At 34.8% G+C, this 16,835-nt stretch carries 24 protein-coding genes; 10 read left to right on the top strand and 14 right to left on the bottom strand.

All coding sequences use genetic code 11. The features are described from left to right. Window positions 1-21 precede the first annotated feature (21 nt). Both A6J74_RS20550 and A6J74_RS20545 read right to left on the bottom strand, forming a co-directional pair. A complete protein-coding gene (locus tag A6J74_RS20550; protein WP_000849116.1) occupies window positions 22-249 on the bottom strand; it encodes a hypothetical protein in 228 nt (75 codons plus the stop codon). A 239-nt stretch (window positions 250-488) separates the two neighbouring features. Beyond that, on the bottom strand, window positions 489-1,592 hold the full coding sequence (locus A6J74_RS20545) for a hypothetical protein (RefSeq protein ID WP_000737837.1): 1,104 nt from the start codon (window positions 1,590-1,592) through the stop codon (window positions 489-491). A gap of 93 nt (window positions 1,593-1,685) precedes the next feature. Here A6J74_RS20545 and A6J74_RS20540 point away from each other — a divergent pair, with 93 nt between their 5' ends. Then, on the top strand, window positions 1,686-2,342 hold the full coding sequence (locus A6J74_RS20540; RefSeq protein ID WP_000617322.1) for an HAD family hydrolase: 657 nt from the start codon (window positions 1,686-1,688) through the stop codon (window positions 2,340-2,342). 87 nt (window positions 2,343-2,429) lie between these two features. Here A6J74_RS20540 and A6J74_RS20535 read toward each other — a convergent pair whose 3' ends face one another. The 3 genes from A6J74_RS20535 to A6J74_RS20525 form a co-directional block, all read right to left on the bottom strand. Then, complete coding sequence (locus A6J74_RS20535) at window positions 2,430-2,969, bottom strand: DUF3267 domain-containing protein (RefSeq protein ID WP_000361299.1); 540 nt, start codon at window positions 2,967-2,969, stop codon at window positions 2,430-2,432. Between the two features lie 105 nt (window positions 2,970-3,074). After that, entirely contained in the window at window positions 3,075-3,554 is a 480-nt protein-coding gene (gene mutTA, locus A6J74_RS20530; RefSeq protein ID WP_000276384.1) for an antimutator 8-oxo-(dGTP/GTP)ase, read from the bottom strand. Window positions 3,555-3,638: 84 nt separating this feature from the next. Continuing rightward, the gene (locus tag A6J74_RS20525) at window positions 3,639-3,956 is read right to left on the bottom strand and encodes a hypothetical protein (protein ID WP_000412304.1); all 318 of its coding nucleotides are present in this window, start codon (window positions 3,954-3,956) and stop codon (window positions 3,639-3,641) included. An 83-nt stretch (window positions 3,957-4,039) separates the two neighbouring features. Between A6J74_RS20525 and ytzI the strand changes: the two genes are divergently transcribed. The 3 genes from ytzI to A6J74_RS20510 are packed head-to-tail and all read left to right on the top strand — an operon-like array spanning window position 4,040 to window position 4,665. Then, window positions 4,040-4,189: a YtzI protein gene (ytzI, locus tag A6J74_RS20520; protein WP_000472801.1), complete on the top strand. Its 150-nt coding sequence runs from the start codon at window positions 4,040-4,042 to the stop codon at window positions 4,187-4,189. A 1-nt stretch (window position 4,190) separates the two neighbouring features. Then, window positions 4,191-4,421 (top strand): DUF3953 domain-containing protein, encoded by a 231-nt coding sequence (locus A6J74_RS20515; protein WP_000946673.1) that lies wholly within the window; start codon window positions 4,191-4,193, stop codon window positions 4,419-4,421. A 13-nt stretch (window positions 4,422-4,434) separates the two neighbouring features. Next, window positions 4,435-4,665: a DUF3953 domain-containing protein gene (locus A6J74_RS20510; protein ID WP_000911975.1), complete on the top strand. Its 231-nt coding sequence runs from the start codon at window positions 4,435-4,437 to the stop codon at window positions 4,663-4,665. Between the two features lie 395 nt (window positions 4,666-5,060). Here A6J74_RS20510 and luxS read toward each other — a convergent pair whose 3' ends face one another. After that, window positions 5,061-5,534 carry an S-ribosylhomocysteine lyase LuxS gene (gene luxS / locus A6J74_RS20500; protein WP_001141371.1) on the bottom strand — a complete coding sequence of 158 codons (474 nt, stop codon included), beginning with the start codon at window positions 5,532-5,534 and terminating at the stop codon, window positions 5,061-5,063. A gap of 128 nt (window positions 5,535-5,662) precedes the next feature. On the opposite strand from luxS, the gene yidD reads away from it, so the two are divergent. Continuing rightward, complete coding sequence (gene yidD, locus A6J74_RS20495; protein ID WP_000809334.1) at window positions 5,663-5,899, top strand: membrane protein insertion efficiency factor YidD; 237 nt, start codon at window positions 5,663-5,665, stop codon at window positions 5,897-5,899. Here the strand turns inward: yidD and A6J74_RS20490 are convergent. Next, entirely contained in the window at window positions 5,896-6,459 is a 564-nt protein-coding gene (locus A6J74_RS20490; protein ID WP_000838170.1) for a beta-class carbonic anhydrase, read from the bottom strand. The genes yidD and A6J74_RS20490 overlap by 4 nt on opposite strands. A 224-nt stretch (window positions 6,460-6,683) precedes the next feature. On the opposite strand from A6J74_RS20490, the gene cydA reads away from it, so the two are divergent. Together cydA and cydB are read left to right on the top strand one after the other, a co-directional pair. Next, window positions 6,684-8,033, top strand: coding sequence for a cytochrome ubiquinol oxidase subunit I (cydA, locus tag A6J74_RS20485; protein ID WP_001286179.1), 1,350 nt, complete (start codon window positions 6,684-6,686; stop codon window positions 8,031-8,033). Continuing rightward, window positions 8,023-9,051 (top strand): cytochrome d ubiquinol oxidase subunit II, encoded by a 1,029-nt coding sequence (gene cydB, locus A6J74_RS20480; protein ID WP_000017645.1) that lies wholly within the window; start codon window positions 8,023-8,025, stop codon window positions 9,049-9,051. The genes cydA and cydB overlap by 11 nt, the downstream gene beginning before the upstream one ends. 315 nt (window positions 9,052-9,366) lie before the next feature. Here cydB and A6J74_RS20475 read toward each other — a convergent pair whose 3' ends face one another. Next, on the bottom strand, window positions 9,367-9,600 hold the full coding sequence (locus tag A6J74_RS20475; RefSeq protein ID WP_002039815.1) for a spore germination protein: 234 nt from the start codon (window positions 9,598-9,600) through the stop codon (window positions 9,367-9,369). A gap of 825 nt (window positions 9,601-10,425) precedes the next feature. Here A6J74_RS20475 and A6J74_RS20470 point away from each other — a divergent pair. Together A6J74_RS20470 and A6J74_RS20465 are read left to right on the top strand one after the other, a co-directional pair. Continuing rightward, a complete protein-coding gene (locus tag A6J74_RS20470) occupies window positions 10,426-11,463 on the top strand; it encodes a YdcF family protein (RefSeq protein WP_000965208.1) in 1,038 nt (345 codons plus the stop codon). A gap of 187 nt (window positions 11,464-11,650) precedes the next feature. After that, window positions 11,651-12,523 (top strand): YitT family protein, encoded by an 873-nt coding sequence (locus A6J74_RS20465; RefSeq protein ID WP_000415908.1) that lies wholly within the window; start codon window positions 11,651-11,653, stop codon window positions 12,521-12,523. Window positions 12,524-12,683: 160 nt separating this feature from the next. Here the strand turns inward: A6J74_RS20465 and A6J74_RS20460 are convergent, their stop codons facing one another. From A6J74_RS20460 to A6J74_RS20440, 5 genes are all read right to left on the bottom strand, one after another. Continuing rightward, window positions 12,684-12,902, bottom strand: a complete 219-nt coding sequence (locus A6J74_RS20460) for a hypothetical protein (protein ID WP_000158335.1) — start codon at window positions 12,900-12,902, stop codon at window positions 12,684-12,686. Between the two features lie 98 nt (window positions 12,903-13,000). Next, window positions 13,001-13,819: a DUF4247 domain-containing protein gene (locus A6J74_RS20455; RefSeq protein ID WP_000071184.1), complete on the bottom strand. Its 819-nt coding sequence runs from the start codon at window positions 13,817-13,819 to the stop codon at window positions 13,001-13,003. Between the two features lie 12 nt (window positions 13,820-13,831). Then, window positions 13,832-14,338: a DUF4178 domain-containing protein gene (locus tag A6J74_RS20450; RefSeq protein ID WP_000051753.1), complete on the bottom strand. Its 507-nt coding sequence runs from the start codon at window positions 14,336-14,338 to the stop codon at window positions 13,832-13,834. 21 nt (window positions 14,339-14,359) lie between these two features. Next, window positions 14,360-14,764: a DUF350 domain-containing protein gene (locus A6J74_RS20445; protein WP_000220091.1), complete on the bottom strand. Its 405-nt coding sequence runs from the start codon at window positions 14,762-14,764 to the stop codon at window positions 14,360-14,362. A 198-nt stretch (window positions 14,765-14,962) separates the two neighbouring features. Further along, a complete protein-coding gene (locus A6J74_RS20440) occupies window positions 14,963-15,628 on the bottom strand; it encodes a PspA/IM30 family protein (RefSeq protein WP_000110292.1) in 666 nt (221 codons plus the stop codon). Window positions 15,629-16,048: 420 nt separating this feature from the next. Between A6J74_RS20440 and A6J74_RS20435 the strand changes: the two genes are divergently transcribed. Then, window positions 16,049-16,627: a lipoprotein BA_5634 family protein gene (locus A6J74_RS20435; protein ID WP_000737472.1), complete on the top strand. Its 579-nt coding sequence runs from the start codon at window positions 16,049-16,051 to the stop codon at window positions 16,625-16,627. 35 nt (window positions 16,628-16,662) lie between these two features. On the opposite strand, the gene A6J74_RS20430 is transcribed toward A6J74_RS20435, so the two are convergent. Further along, window positions 16,663-16,830 carry a FeoB-associated Cys-rich membrane protein gene (locus A6J74_RS20430; protein WP_000989597.1) on the bottom strand — a complete coding sequence of 56 codons (168 nt, stop codon included), beginning with the start codon at window positions 16,828-16,830 and terminating at the stop codon, window positions 16,663-16,665. Window positions 16,831-16,835: the final 5 nt, after the last annotated feature.

The following is a 16,835-nucleotide window of genomic DNA, read 5'->3' as shown; positions in this document are numbered from 1 at the left end:
GCTAGAGTCAGCTTCTTTCTTTTACCTTTTATCACACATTTTTGTTTCATTTGTAACATTTCCATCGGCAACCGTAACTGTATGGAAACAGTCTTTCACACGTACTGTAACGACATTATCTTTTCGATCTATTACATGATAATCGTTGAACTTTTTATTTAGTGCACTACGAATTTGCTCCCCTTCAAAAATCGGAAAACCGTGAGACATTACCCAGATGAGACCAGCAACAGCAAGAATCGTTTTCATACGTTTCATTACCTCCTCGAGAGTAAACTTATAGTCCCTACAACACGCGCATTATAATTGTGTCTAAATTGTGACATTTTTATACTAATTCTCTTTTATAGCACTAGTTCCTTCTTCTTTTTTAAAAAAGACAGAATTTTCAACTTTCTCAACATAAAAAACGTAAAGAACTAAAATTCTTCACGTTTTCTCTTGGCTAAAATATATCGGATACATAGCTCACATTCGTGTCCAATTGGTTACTCTATCGTTTTCGAAACATCATATAATCCAGCTAACACTTCCGCTCTCATTTTTACAAGCTCAGGGAACTGATAGAAAAACGCAATTTTTTTATATTTTAACTCAGTTCCTTCTTCCACCTTTTTTGAATCTTGTAAAATAAACGCTGTAAATGTATCTGCAATGTCTTCTGCTACATTTGTCGTCCCGTAAAGAGAAACAAACTCATTTTGTTTCTCTTTAAAAAATTCAATTTGAACTTCTTCGCTTTCTTCCACTTTCTTTTCTGTCCACTCCTGCTCAATTGGTTTCCAGAACAAATTGTGGAATTGATTTATATAAGAGCTCTCCTTCGCACATCCTTCTTGCAAGAAAAGAGATTTACATTTATTTTGGTATGATGAAATATCTTTTTCTTCTTCAAAAGCCTTTAAGTATTTTTCATTTACTGATATTTGTTTATGCCCGAGTGTTAATACGTGTGCTGTCTCATGTATTAATGTTTTCATCACTTGATCAATATTTACTGCAGAATCAAGCGTATCTAAACTAAGGGTCCAATCTTTCGGATACTCTACACTCGGCATAACGTGGGCGACAATTCCATCGTAACCATCTGTTACCATGTCAAACTCTTTTATGTCAGTGCGATACTTAGCTGGAATAAGAGTGCTATACATCTCCCATAATGATTGATGATACGCTTTATCTTGACGTTGTTTTAGTATCTCTTCTTTCGCTTCTTTATCTTCTGCGAACGCCTTATTCAATCGTTTCCGATCTAGTTTATCGAAATACGGATCTACAATTTCATCACCATCAATATAATAAGAAGCTAAAAAGAAATAATTTTCATCATCCTCTTTTTTCATTTCCGCTTCTTTCATATCATTACTTGAATTTCCTTCTAAAACATAATCCTCTAGTACTTCAAGTTCTGAAAGTCCATCTATTTTTTTATATACTTTTTGAAGCGTCTTATCACCTATTTGTGCACATTCTTCTGTCGTTTCGCACACATCTTTTTTCTCTCTTTTTGAAGTTTGCTCCGACATATCACATCCAGCTACTAAGCCCGTTGAAATCATAAAACACACTAACTTGCCATACAGTTTTTTCATACACCCCTCCATTATTCCATTCTACAAAAATATCATAATCATTTTTTAACGAATATGCGATAATTAATTATAAAAACTGTATGGAGGTTTCCCATGATTCGAGCAGTCTTATTTGACTTAGATGGAACACTATTAGATCGTCGCCAATCTCTAGAGCAATTTATTCGTGATCAATATAATCGTTTCGCCTTTCATTTGATAAACATAGAAAAATTCGAGTATTGCTCTCGTTTTCTCGAGCTCGATAATAATGGTTACACGTGGAAAGATAAGGTATATTCCACTCTCCTTTGCGAATACAACATTACCACTTTAACGCCAGAGCAACTGTTGCACGACTACATTACAAACTTCCGACATCATTGTATTCCTTTCCCAGACATGCATGAACTACTTCAACAATTAAAACAGCGAAACATTAAAATTGGTATAATTACAAACGGCTTTACTGAATTTCAAATGAGCAACCTTCGAGCATTAAACATACATACGTATACAAATACAATTCTCGTTTCAGAAGCGGAAGGAATCAAAAAACCTCATCCTGAAATTTTCGAACGTGCTTTACAAAGGCTGAATGTAAAAGCCGAAGAATGTCTTTACGTTGGAGATCATCCAGAAAACGACGCGCTCGGTTCTGAACAAGTAGGAATTCTTGGCGTTTGGAAGAGAGATTTATTTTGGGGTGACTTCGAGCATTCACGTGTGATAGATGATTTATTAGATGTTCTTTCGTTTTTAGAGGTATAAATAAAAACAAGGTAATAGTAAATAAATTATATAAGCGATTTACCGCCAAAAAGAGGAGGCCGTTATTTAAAAACACCTCCTCTTCCTTTATTGTTCATAAACTGTAAACTGCGGTTTACTCGGATGATCTTTTACTAGTGCATCATCTGGAAACTTTGAAACTTTTTGATACAGAGCAATGTCACCAATACAACCTGCTGTTAGTAGAACCCCTAAAAATGAGATCGCTTGAACATTCATCGCTAATCCAATTGCAATTGGTAAAATTCCAGTAGGCAAAAATGGCAACATTAAAACTTTCTTCATTTGCTTTACTGTAATTTCTTTTTTAGAATGAGCGTATGCTACACCTAATTTCCAATTGACACCCCATGTTAGTTCACTCCACGGAACACCTCCGATATAGCGAAATCCTATTAAATGTATCGCTTCATGTATACAAACGAGAACAATCATTCCAATAATTAAAAGAAACATAACGGGCAATGTAATTTCAACTTGAAACCCGCCTGAAAAAAGCGCATGTAAAAAACTAATTCCAATCGCTAGAGCTAATATTATAAAAAATGAATAGATATTTAATTTAACCATCGAAACAGTAACAGTCGTTTCTTTTCTTTTATCCATCTTCTCCTCCTAAAATGTAAATACATCTTTACAAAATTGTATAATATACCCAAAATTATGTAAAGATATATTTACATTCTCGAACAAAAAAAGAAACCGGCCATTTTACTTCGTAAAACAGCCGATTTCTTCTATATGTTTCATCGTACGCGCTAATACATCGTCGCGCATAATAAAGCTAAATTTTCTATCAGTTTTAATGTTATCAGGAATGTCTTTTAATAAAACAGACCCTTTCGTTTCTTCGTAATGCGTATGTTCTTCTACCGCACTAATTGTTGCAAAATAAATGTTTTTAATGATTATTTTGTCTTTTCCAGATACTTTATATTGTCCTAAGTAAGTTAAATCCGAAACTATGCCGCCGGTTTCTTCATGAACTTCTCGAACCGCCGCTTCTTCCGGTGTTTCCCCTAGTTCTACTTTACCACCTGGAAATTCAAGACCGCGACGTAAATGATGCGTTAATAACCATTGATCCCCGTACCGGCATACAACCCAAACATGCTTTGGCTCAGGAGAAAATGGATAACGTTCAAACGATAATTGTACAGTGTTGTGGTAATAATCTTTAAATTTGTACATGCCATTACTCCCCTATTGATGGTTACAAGTTTTTCCTACCACAAATTGTAGCATATTCTCGCTTTTCTGCATAATATTATCCAATTACAATCCATTGATTATTCCCATTTGTGCGACTAATTCTTTCGTCTCATGATTTCCTAATTCGTAAATCATTTTATATGCTTTTTGTAGTTGTTCATCATATCGATCATTATTTGAATCGTGATGATATTCAACAAATGGAACGTGAGACCGTACAAATGAACCTAAATCCTCTACATATGCTTGATCAAAGTACGCTCTTAACTCCGTAATTTCCTCATCATTTGCGTAAACTTCAAAATTGTACGTATCTGCCGTCTTCACTTGTGAAATTTGACCATTACCTATTGATATATAATATGTTTTTTTCTTCTCCATGTAACACCCTTCTTTCATCCTTTTAGTTTCTATTGTTTTCATCAATTACAAAATTATGTAAAATAAAGAAAAGGAGGGATTTCATGTTCAAAATATTAATTATCGGTATTATAATCGTCCTAGTCATACTAGTACTCTCCGTCATGACGATTAATAAAGGCTATGCATACAAACATTCCGTTGATAAACCAGAAGATAATCCTTATACAAAAAATAATAAGGAGGATTCATAATATGCTTCGTGTACTTCGCATTGCAATCGCACTCACTGTGATCATAATGTCGATAATCGGGCTCTATACAGGTCAAAATAACTTTCTACCACTTTCACAATTTTTATTAGGAGCTCTCATGTTCCTCATTGCAATGGAACAAATAAAAAAGAAGGATTCAGGAACAGGATTCATTTGTATTGTTGCCGGTGCTTTCATTTGGATTGTTCTTATCATTAGCTATATAAAATAAAGGGGATACATGTATGCTAAAAGGATTGCGAATTACTTTTTCACTTATTGCTTTATGTATAGCAATCTATAGTTTCTTTACTAGTAATAGAGAAATTATGCCTTATATGTTCATCTTTTTAGGGATGATGGCTTTCGTTATTAGTATAGAGGAAATCTTAAAACAGCAAAAAGGTGGTAGTATACTTGCTCTGTTAGCAGGAGCTGGTGCTTTATTTCTTGGCTTCTCAGAAATATTTCGATAAATAGTCTCTTTAAAGGAGGTATACAATGCTAACTGGATTACGCTATTTTTTCATGCTTCTCACATTCTCTCTTTGCACTTATTCTCTTGCTACCGACAACTTCACACTTCTCCCATACATGCAATTTGCTCTCAGTTGTTTCTTTATTCTTCTAGGAATTAATGAACTGAAATCCGGAAGAAAATCAATGGGCATCTCGCATTTTTTCGTTTCTAGTCTTATGCTCTTCATTGTAATATCGAATTACTTTCACTAAAGATAACATGTAATTTCCAATCACCTACTGCCTTTCATTTCTTAAAAATGCTCATAAGTGAAACTCATTGTTTTTCTATAAAACCTGTACTTTTCTCTTTTACAAATAAAAAAACTGCCTTTTCACAGGCAGTTTTTCTTTATCCAAATACTTTTTCAAGTTCGTCTTTATCTTGGCTTAACCAGAAGTTCATTAAGCGTTGTGCTCCTTCTAAATCGTGAAGCTTCGCTTGGCCACATTGTGTTTCGTTTGCAGCTGGAATTTCTGTAATTTGAACCGCATCTTTTAATGTTAGTTCTAATAAATCAATGATTTCACGAACTGTTGGTGTTCCGCTTACAACAAGATAATATCCTGTTTGGCAGCCCATTGGTGAAATATCGATAATATCAAAATGCGGATAACGATCAATATATTTACGTAAATTAAATGCTAATAAATGCTCTAACGTATGAATAACATCTGGTTTCATTGCTTGTTTATTCGGTTGGCAAAAACGAATATCGAATTTATTTACAATACCGTCACTACCTACGTTATGAACTCCGCAATGTCTTACATAAGGTGCCTTTACAATCGTATGATCTAATTCAAAGCTTTCTACTGATGGCATACAACATCTCTCCCGCTTTTAATTTAATTCCGTTATATCCAATATGATATAACGGAAATACACATTAGTAAAGTATTATGTACAGTCGTGCTATAATACTTTAAGAATATGCTGAAAAGGAGACCATTATGAAACAGATTTTCATTGGAATTATACGCTTTTATCAAAAATTTATTTCGCCGATGACACCGCCAACGTGCCGCTTTTATCCGACTTGTTCTCATTACGGATTAGAGGCGTTTCAAAAGCATGGTGCATTGAAAGGTTTTTGGCTTACTTGTAAGCGTATATTAAAATGTCACCCTTTCCACCCGGGAGGATTTGATCCTGTCCCAGATAAAAAGGATGACAAAGTAAATTCTTAATTGTCGTAACCATTCACAACTAAATCTAATTTTCCTGTATCAGGATCTATAACAAGACCGTGAACAGGTACTTCTTCTGGAAGTAATGGATGATTGCGAAGTATTGATACACTATGTTCTACACTTTCTTCAACACTAGAGAACCCTTGTAGGAATCTTTCTAAATCGATTCCAGAATAACGAAGTGTATCTAATTTCTCATCTGTTACACCGCGCTCTTTCATCTTCTCAATTGTACTGCTTGCTTGAATTTTTGCCATACCACAATCATGATGACCAACTACACAAACTTCATCGGCACCAAGTTCGTATACAGCAACTAAAATACTACGCATAATACTTCCGAATGGATGGGAAATAACAGCGCCTGCTACTTTAATAATTTTCACATCACCGTTACGCATATTCATCGCTTTCGGTAATAATTCAACAAGACGAGTATCCATACAAGAGATAATTACCATTTTTTTATTTGGAAATTTTCCTGTTTCATACTCTTCGTATTTTTTCTCTTCAACGAATTTTTCATTGTATTGTAAAATCTCTTCTAATGACTTCATAGTACAGAACCCTCTTTTCTCTCATTTACATTACATATGTAGTGTACCAAAATTTGAAAAACTCAAAAAGGATATTGCTTTATAGTAAAAATGAGATATTTTCAGATAACCGACATAATTCTTTCAAAATATACACACACCTTTGTAACAAGTCTCACATACTTTAAACGTATTTTCACTATAAACTGATTGTAGATAATGTAAAAAAGGAGTGAATATTTATTATGTCCGACGTTCTGTTACTAAGTCGTTTTCAATTTGCAATTACTATTTTTTATCACTTTTTATTTGTACCTTTAACAATCGGACTTGTTATTTTAGTAGCATGTATGGAAACTCAATACGCCCGCACATTGAATCCAACATACCGCAAAATGGCAAATTTCTGGGGTAAATTATTTACAATTAACTTCGTAATGGGGATTATAACCGGGATTACGATGGAATTCCAATTTGGAACAAACTGGTCTGAGTACTCCAAATATATGGGAGATATTTTCGGATCCCCTCTCGCAATCGAAGCACTCGTTGCCTTCTTCTTAGAATCTACGTTCATGGGAATATGGTTATTCGGTAAAGACAAAATTTCACCAAAGTTCCGTGCCTTCTGTATGTGGATGGTTGCACTTGGAACAAATATTTCCGCACTTTGGATTATTACAGCAAACGGCTTTATGCAAAATCCTGTTGGCTATGTAGTACGTAACGGCCGCGCTGAATTAAATGATTTCTGGGCACTTGTTACAAATCCATATGCTTGGAACATGTTCTTCCATACTGTAATTAGTTGTTATATCGTTGGTGCTTTCTTCGTTATGGCCATTAGTGCCTATCACTTGCTACGTAAAAATGAAGTGGAATTCTTCAAAAAATCATTTAAGTTTGGTTTAATGTTAGGCTTATTCGCCGCAACTATTACACCGTTTATGGGACATCAATCTGGTGTATCGGCAGCTAAATATCAACCTGCTAAAGGAGCTGCGATGGAAGCAGTTTGGGAAACTGGAAAAGGACAAGGTTTCTCAATCATTCAAATTCCTGATGTGAAAAATGAAAAGAACTTTGAACTACTTACAATTCCAAAACTCGGAAGTTTCTTCTATACAAACTCATTTGATGGAGAAATTGTTGGTTTAAAAGATATTCCGAAAGAAGATCGTCCAAACGTTAACCTCGTGTACTATAGCTTCCGCTTAATGGTCGCACTTGGCATGTTCTTTATGGCATTAACTTGGTTCGGTTTCTATTTAAACCGAAAAGGAAAACTAGAAAACTCAAAACGTTATTTAAAAATTACAATGTGGTCTGTCTTACTTCCGTACATTGCGATTAACGCTGGCTGGATTGTCGCTGAAGTAGGTCGTCAACCATGGACAGTTTATAAACTAATGCGTACAGCAGAATCTGTATCACCTATATCAGTTCCACAAATTTGGTTCTCATTAATTAGTTTAATATTGTTCTATACTTTACTTTTAATTGCAGACGTATACTTAATGCTAAAGTTCGCAAAAAAAGGACCTGCTGCATTAGAAGAGCCTGCTACTGAAGGAGGTACAGCTCATGTCTCATGATATGCTTGCAATCATCTGGTTCGGTTTATGGGGCGTAATTTGGACAGTTTACTTCATTCTTGATGGCTACGCACTCGGTAACGGAATGATTTTCCCATTCGTTGCGAAAGACCGACAAGAACGAAATCAATTACAAGAAGCAATTGGTCCATTTTGGGGTGGTAATGAAGTATGGTTAATTACAGCTGGTGGCGCAACATTTGCTGCCTTTCCAATCACATATGCAAATATGTTTAGTTACCTATACACACCACTATTTTTAGTATTACTTGCACTATTTGCTCGTGCTGCTGGACTTGAATTTATGCATAAAGATGATTCACCAATTTGGCAAAAAACTTGTAAATGGGCATTTACAATTGGTAGTTTCCTAATCGCTTTTTTATTCGGTGTTACATTCGCTAACCTATATTACGGACTACAAATCGGAAAAAATGGCTATGAAGGAAATTTACTTAGCTTACTAAACCATTACGGTATTTTAGGTGGTCTGTTCTTCACTGCTATATTCGTCGTATCTGGTGCTCTTTGGGTTATGATTAAAACGACTGGTGAAGTATCCGATCGTGCTTATAAAATCGCAAGACCATTTTCAATGGCAGCTGCTATCATTTTAGCTATCTTCTATGTAGCAACTGCAAATCGCACAAACTTATTCCAAAACTTTACGGAATATCCGGTACTATTTATTCTTCCAGTACTTGCAATGTTAATGAGTGTACTCGCACTTATTATGGTGTACAAACATAAAATCGGCCTCGCCTTTACATTTGTTTGCTTAACAATCGCAATGTTTATGACAACTGGCTTTGCAGGTATGTTCCCAAGAATGTTACCTTCTCGCATTAACGACGCCTATAGTACAACGTTATACAACGCAGCTGGTAGCCAATTAAACTTAAAAATTATGTTCTTCGTTGCAATAGTTATGGTACCAATTGTTATTGGCTATCAACTTTGGAGCTACAGTATTTTTAAAAATAAAATCCATAAAGACTCTGCTAAAGGATATCACTAAGATAAAAAGACACTTCGTTTGAAGTGTCTTTTTTACGTATGATTTTCGATAAAGTGAAACTATAATCAGTGGGGATTTTGTTCATCCCCACTGATTATTAGCCCACACCAATCGGACATTTCCGGGCAGTTGATTCCCTACCTAAATACTCAGCACAAGCCGATCTGTGAGGTGGGAGTCTTACTGCCCGTAAATAGCAGGATAAGATGTTATACTTTCAATCTAACAACTATGATACAGAAGAATCACAAACAGCTCACAACTAAATTGTATCATAGGGCAAATTCATCATTTTATGCAATTTTACATATTGCACTATAAGGTAAATTGTATCTCTTGGTCATTTACATCATTATCCCTTACATCTGCTGTACTAATCCCGCTAAATGTTCTCACATTTAATCCAGTGTTCGATGATCCCGATCCATTATAAGCTTTCGTCTTTTCAATCGGTTGCACGTTATATTTATCCCCTAAATTAATCGTCCCATTGCAGTTTTCAATAATAACACCTTCAACAACTGCCGGCATATTGTCACCTACTTTCATTTCCTTACTTTCATTTTATGAAAATCGCCTATAAAAATAGCATGTTTCAATAAGAAAAAGCACTCAAAATGAGTGCTTTTTCTCTAAGCATGAATGGCAAGTTTGGAGACAGTTGACTTCTTCAAAATTTTATTAGGGGTAATATTTTGAAAAAGAAAGCCTTTCATATTTAACTTAACACCACTGGAATATATAGTAAATTGATAATGTTTATACGGAAGATTGCTAATGTTTAGTATAGATAGTTTCCACTATGTTAACAGTAAAAACTCATCTCCACTAAACAATAAAAAGTGCCCTCAAAGAAGACACTTTTCATAAACAGACACTATAAAACAGAATTATTTATCCCGCATTAACGGGCAGTAAGACCCCCACCTCAAAATTCAGCGAAAGAAAAAAAGTTAGGTGGGGGATCAACTGCCTGTAAATGCCCGATTGGTTCAACTAATAATCAGCTGGGGATGAATCCCCCACTGATTAAAGTTTCACTTTATTGTTATACGATTGTTAGATACAAAAAATTGAGGGAAATGCTTGTACAAAATTTTGCTTTATAAAGTCTGTCTACAACTTATATTTTAATCCTCTTCATTTGAAAATAAATATAATATGCACAATTACATACAAAAAAGAAAAGACACTCTACCGAGTGCCTTTTCAACCATTTTACTTTTAATATATCGCCTTACATACATTTTAACATATGTATCTATATAATTTATTGAGAAAATTCAAAATCCTTTTTCTTTCATTTTCACTTATGAAATCATGTAATATAAAAGATATGTCAAATTCTTATACAAGTTGAGGTGTACTATATTTATGCTGTATTTTGGAATTATTCCTCTTATTTTGTTTATTATTTTTCTTATCTCTTATTTAAAAGATCCGCGAAAAATCATAAACGGCTTTTTATTTAATGCCTTTATCTGTTTTTTCCTTCTTTTTTGCGTAATCGTATCTTTGAACTCAGATAGTGCTGTCTTGCGTTACATTATATTTTTACCTTTTTTAGCACTCCTCATTATGCTTCCTTTCGGTATTATCGCTTTAATGTTTGGATTATTTCTTAATGCAAGAATTTTAATGAAGCGAGAAGGACGGCGGTTCACTAACTGTTTAACGCTCCTTGCTGCTTTAGGGATGTTATTCTTTATGTTACTCCCTATTATAAATCCAGCAAGTTTGGTCTCATCACATTTAGAGCCTATTTTTGCAGGTATTTCTCTTATAAGCGTATATTTCTTTATACACTTATCTAACTTTTTAAGTGCTTATTTTCTATACCAATTCAACAGACCAAGACGTAATCAAGATTTCATCATCGTTCTCGGTAGTGGCTTAATTAATGATAAAGTACCACCTTTACTTGCAAGCCGCATTAATAAAGCTATCGACTTTTATTGGAAACAAGCAGCTGTGAATACACCACCAACAATTATTTTCTCTGGTGGACAAGGTCCAGATGAAGGGCTTCCTGAAGCAGAAGCGATGCAAAATTATGCGGTCGAAAAAGGAATTCCTCTTGAACATACAGTGCAAGAAAATCGCTCTGTAAACACATATCAAAATATGTCGTTCTCTAAAGAAATTATGGCCTCTTTAAAACCTGAAGGTAAGTATAGAAGTATTTTTACAACGAATAATTTCCACCTTTTCCGCGCTGGTATATATGCAAGACAAGCTGGCCTAAATAGCCAAGGAATTGGATCAAAAACCGCATTTTATTACTGGCCTAATGCAATGATTCGTGAATACGTTGCGATTGTCGTAATGGGACGTAAACGTCATATGAAGTTTTGCGGAGCTATTTTAGGATTCGCTTTATTCGTGTCAGTACTTAGCTTTATATTTTCTTAATAGCATCCCATCCTTTGAAAGGATGGGATTTCTTATACTCATTTCAAAAATATTTTAAAGATAATATGGCGATAATATTCCCTCCATACATCCATTAAAGGAGAATTTTTTCAAATTAAATGTTAAAATGAAATTTAGGTGTGAATGATGTAACAAACAAGAAACTAGTTTGAAACGAGGAAATTATATGGAGAAAACTATCAAAAACAAGCCCAATAAGCTAAAAATCGCTTCAAAAGCTTTGATGATTATTATTGGGGCATTTATTACAGCGTACGGATTAGAGGCTGTCTTAATTCCAAATAACGTATCCGACGGTGGTGTAACTGGTTTAAGTATCGTTAGTTCAAGATTATTTGGATTGCCATTAGGGGCTCTAATCGCAGTTATTAACATTCCTTTCGTTTGGTTAGGATATAAGCAAATCGGTAAAAGCTTTGCAATTTATTCCATTATCGGGATTGCCTCATTAGCAATAGGTACCGTTGTCATGCACGGAATACCAACTATTATTGAAGGCGATACATTATTAGTTACAGTTGTTGGTGGTATTATTATCGGTTTTGGTATGGGACTAGCATTACGTAACGGCGGAGCATTAGATGGAATCGATATGCTAGCTGTATTACTTTCTCGCAAGTTACCTTTTGGAACGAGTGACCTTATTTTATTCTTAAACATGTTCGTGTTTATTTTCGTATCAACAGTATTCGGTCTTCAAGGAGCTATTCTTTCGGCAATTGCTTACTTTATTGCTTCGAAAGTGATTCATATCGTTGAAGTTGGTTTAAGTGGTTCGAAAACATTTAAAATTATCACAAAAGAGCCTGAATTAATGGTAGAAACAATTCGCGATCGTTTAGGCCGAAGCGCAACGTATAACGAAGTATACGGTGGTTATTCAAGAGAGAAATTCAAAGAAATTTCTTGTGTAATTAACCGTTTAGAAGAAAGTAAAATGAAAGATCTTATTAATGAAATCGATCCAAATGCCTTTATTACAGTTTATGACGTAGCAGAAGTAAAAGGCGGTAATTTCAAGAAACGTGATATTCATTAATCGTTATGAAAAACGAGGCTGTGCCAACATTTTGGCACAGCCTCGTTTTATTATTAAGTTGCTATCGTTGTCAGTTTTTGTCGGTAAGTCGATATATTTCAATAATCGCTGATATATTTTGAGTTGCGGTCGATATATTCCAATAAGCGCTGATATATTTTTACTCGCCCCACCGGCTCCCTCGTTTAATCCACTCTACATACTTTTGAAAAACCGGCACTTCTTGTTGAAAACGAAGCGGAACATATAGAAAAAGAGTACATGTACATAGTATCCATAGAATACCTACTACAAAGTGAAATTTCATTGTTGTGCTAATAAACAAACTGAGGAATAAGACGAGGAACATAATCAAACTAAACCTTTTATATATAGTCATAATAATCTCCTCCTTATAACTTAATTGTACCAGCTACAAGGAATTAATTTCCATAATAAAAAGACCGAAAAGCAAATTCTACTTTTCGATCTTTTTAACTATCTTCGCTTCGTAATTTTTCCTGAACCACCGACCCTCGTTTTCGGAGGAGATGTATTCCTTGGCGGGGTTTTAATAGATGATTTCGGCTTCACATCTGATCCGCTTGAACCACCTGGTGTTTTTGTAATTTTCCCTTTGCTTCCGGTAGAAGGTGGAGGCGTCGTATTATTTCCTTTTTCAGTAATACTTCCCTTATCACCTACTGATGACTTCGAATCTACATTATCGCCTCGCTTAATGATAGATCCTTTCCCTTCCTTCGTAATTGGAGGCGGGGTTTTCTTTTCTTCTTTCGTAGGTGGCCTTTCCGGAATAACTGGTTTATGATTTTGTCTGTCATTATATCCTCGATAATCACCAGATGATGATTTTTTTGAACCGAATATATCGTTTAATATACTCCCCATAATATACCCTTGCAAGAAGGATGGTTGGTAATTTTGACGGACAAACTCTTTATTACTTATTTCAATTAACGTATCAGACGGTTTCTCTTTATCCTTTTGCAGATTATAAATCTTATCAGAATAAACGAGGAACATTTGATTTTCGTCTTCTTTAGATGCTTGCTTCGGTTCTCTTTCATTAATGAGTTCCTTTGCTACTTCAGGAACAGACCGATTGGCGGCCCTATACACGTAAGATTCTTGTTTACCTTCCTTTGCAACAGACTCGAGTGGATAACGGTCTTGAATCGACTTCGTCTGCCCGCCTTGACAGCCTGATAAAGCATAACCGGCAACAACAAGTAAAATAACGATAGCAAGTATAGGGATCACGAACGATTTAATCATGGTAAACAATCGGTTTGACATGATTACGCCCCCTTACGTTGCTCTTATAATTTGTACATCTGCAGGAATGATTGCTTCTCCCTCATACATCATTGTGCGACCATTTTGCCATTCAATACGTAATAATTTTCGGTTATCAGATTGAAATTCCCATACGTACTGTTCTTCTGAAGCAGAGAATGGTGTTTTTCCCATTACAACAACACGTCCGTTATATTGCTCTTCCATATGGTACTCGGTATCATCCATTTCAATTGTCGTCGGAACTTCATCAATTGAATCTAAACGACCATCAATTGGTGTATATAATTTGTAATACGTATTTTCACGATCTTCAATTTTCAAATAACGAATATCTTTCCCATCTTGCAGTGTTAAAACAATCTCCTTACGAGAATGCATGCTCGTTTTTCCAGTTAATTCGTACATAACTAATGAAACTTCAATCATATCGCCAGGAGCTAATGTCAAAAGACTCTTTTCCGGCTTCGGCGGCTCTGGACTTTTCATTATATTTTTAATTCGTTTAAATAAGCTCACAATCTACCCCTCCTTTTCTCTTTATAAACAAGCACCTAAAATAAGTGCACCAACAATATGTAATGATCCAGCTAACATCGCATGCGCAACACTGCCTTCTTTCGTACCTTCTTCTAAATCCAAACCAGACATTTTCTTTAACACAAACTCAATAAACATTTCTACCACTAGTAAAATAACGAAAGAAACTGCTGAAGCAAGTAGTGCTTGCCATAAGTCATTCGCTTTCGTTATTGATTGAGATAAAATGTACCCTTGTGCGAATAATTTCATGACGAAACGAGTTGTTACAGCTGTATTCCCATTTTTTATTTCTTTTAAATCATTGTATTTTGTAAAAATTGAATCAACCCACATAATTGCAAATAAAAGTACTGCACTCGCTCCAGTCCATACGAGCATGGCTACTACATTCATCCATGTCATTGCAAAACCTCCTCTAAATATAAAGTGAAACTTTAATCGGTGGGGCGTTTTCCATCCCCTACTGATTATTAGCTCCCACCAGCCTCTCTGCTTTCACGAAATGTTGGGGCGGGAGTCTTACTACCGGCAAATAGCGGGGTAATAGAAAACCGACATGAATTTGTTTAGACATGTCGGTTCATTTGTCTCTATTCTATATTATTTCTCATACTGCTTCATAATACGAGCTAATTCATCGTCAACAGCAGAATTTTTGTTTAAGCTTGCGAATTCATCATCTAATGACTTTTCTTTTTTGTAAACTTCACCGCTTGCTTCTGCTTCAGCTTCTAATTGAAGAGCTTTCTCTTCCATACGGCTTAAACCAGCTTTTGCTGAATTTGAATCAAACCCAGACATCGCCTGATTAATATTCTTTTGTGCTTTCGCTGCATTTACACGTGCTACAAGTGTTTCACGTTTATTTTTCAGCTCTGTTAATTGCTTACGCATTTCTTCTAACTTCGCACGAAGATTATCAGCAGCTGCTTTATTTTGCTCATAGCTTGCTTTATACTCATTCATTTTTTGCTCTGCATTTTGTTTTTCTTCTAGTGCACGGCGCGCAAGATCTAAGTTACTAGCTTGAACAGCCATATGAGCTTGATCTTCACGCTTTTTCACAAGTGCTTCTTGTTCTTCAAATAATAATTTAAACTTTTTCTCAAGCGCGATTTGAGCTGCTACACTTTTCTCAGCTTCTTGTACATCCGCTTGCATATCGCGTAAATATTGATCCGTCATCTTAACTGGATCTTCCGCTTTTTCAATTAATGAATACACATTTGACATTGTTAAATCTCGTAATCGTTTAAATACAGACATCCAAATTCCTCCTATGATATACCTCATATTTCAAATTCACTACTTGGAAAACTTAAAAATCTCCCTTTACAGTAAAGAATATTCATTTTTACAGCCTATGTGTTTATTATAACAAAACTAATATGTCCTTACATGTTATTTCCAAAATATAGCCAATATAATATGACATTCCAGATATAACATTGTATTCCTAATATATTATATTACCAATATATTATAATTAAAACCATCAAAAATTGACTTATTTTTATTTACTTTCACTAAATTACATTATTGTAATGTTACTGTAAGCTAACTCGATAGTTACATTCCGATATTTCTTATACACTAATACCAGAAGCAACAAACAAGCTTCTCAAACTGTAAGAACTAATACAAAAACTGTATTTACTATAAAACATATGACAAGGAGAAATCATCATGAAAAAATTAGTAGGAATCGGATTAGCAGCAGCAATTTCATTCGGAGCATTATCAGGTTGTTCTTTATTAGGAGAAAAGGCAAACGGCTTTGTATTGTACGGATCAGAAGAGCAAGTAACACAAATTGCAGATAAAAACAAAAAAGAAGTGAAAGAAAAAGACTTCTATAAAATGAAACTTACAACGTTAGAAGATAAAAAAGTTCTTGTAATGGATAAAAAAACTGGTGAAGAACTAGTGAAGAAAGAGTTACTTAGCAAAGTGGATGCAAAAGACGACACGAAACCACTTGATAAATTACCAGCTGTAACAACAGAACAAGGTGTATTATTCGCAAAAAACAAAGTTGAAAATGCTAAAATCGATGGCGCGAAATTAAAATATGAAGGCAACATAATTATCGGAAGTGGCCGTGCATATGCAGATATGTTCGCGATTGTTGATGATGCAACTTACAACAATGTAAAAGGTGAAGAAAAATCGGTGGGTGTATTAAAATTTGATAAGGACCCGAGTAAAGAATTCCCTGGCAAAAATGATGTAGAAACATCACAACTTGTAAAAATTAAAAAGTAAGAAAAAAGCTTTGCGAGATTCGCAAAGCTTTTTTTCTACTTGTGAGCGATTTGCTCCATATCCGGACTACAAGTTTGCGACTGGCATGACTTATTTAAAGAACATGCTGCGCATTTTCCTTTTTTACTTCTTTTTACGAAATTAACTAACGTATATGCTGCATAACCAAAAATGATAGCTCCAATTATAATATTGACCATCATCATAC

Origin of the sequence: Bacillus sp. FDAARGOS_235 (genome assembly GCF_002073415.2) — a bacterium.
In the GTDB taxonomy this organism is placed as follows: Bacteria; Bacillota; Bacilli; order Bacillales; family Bacillaceae_G; genus Bacillus_A; species Bacillus_A toyonensis.
This window is presented reverse-complemented; position numbering and strand designations above follow the sequence as displayed.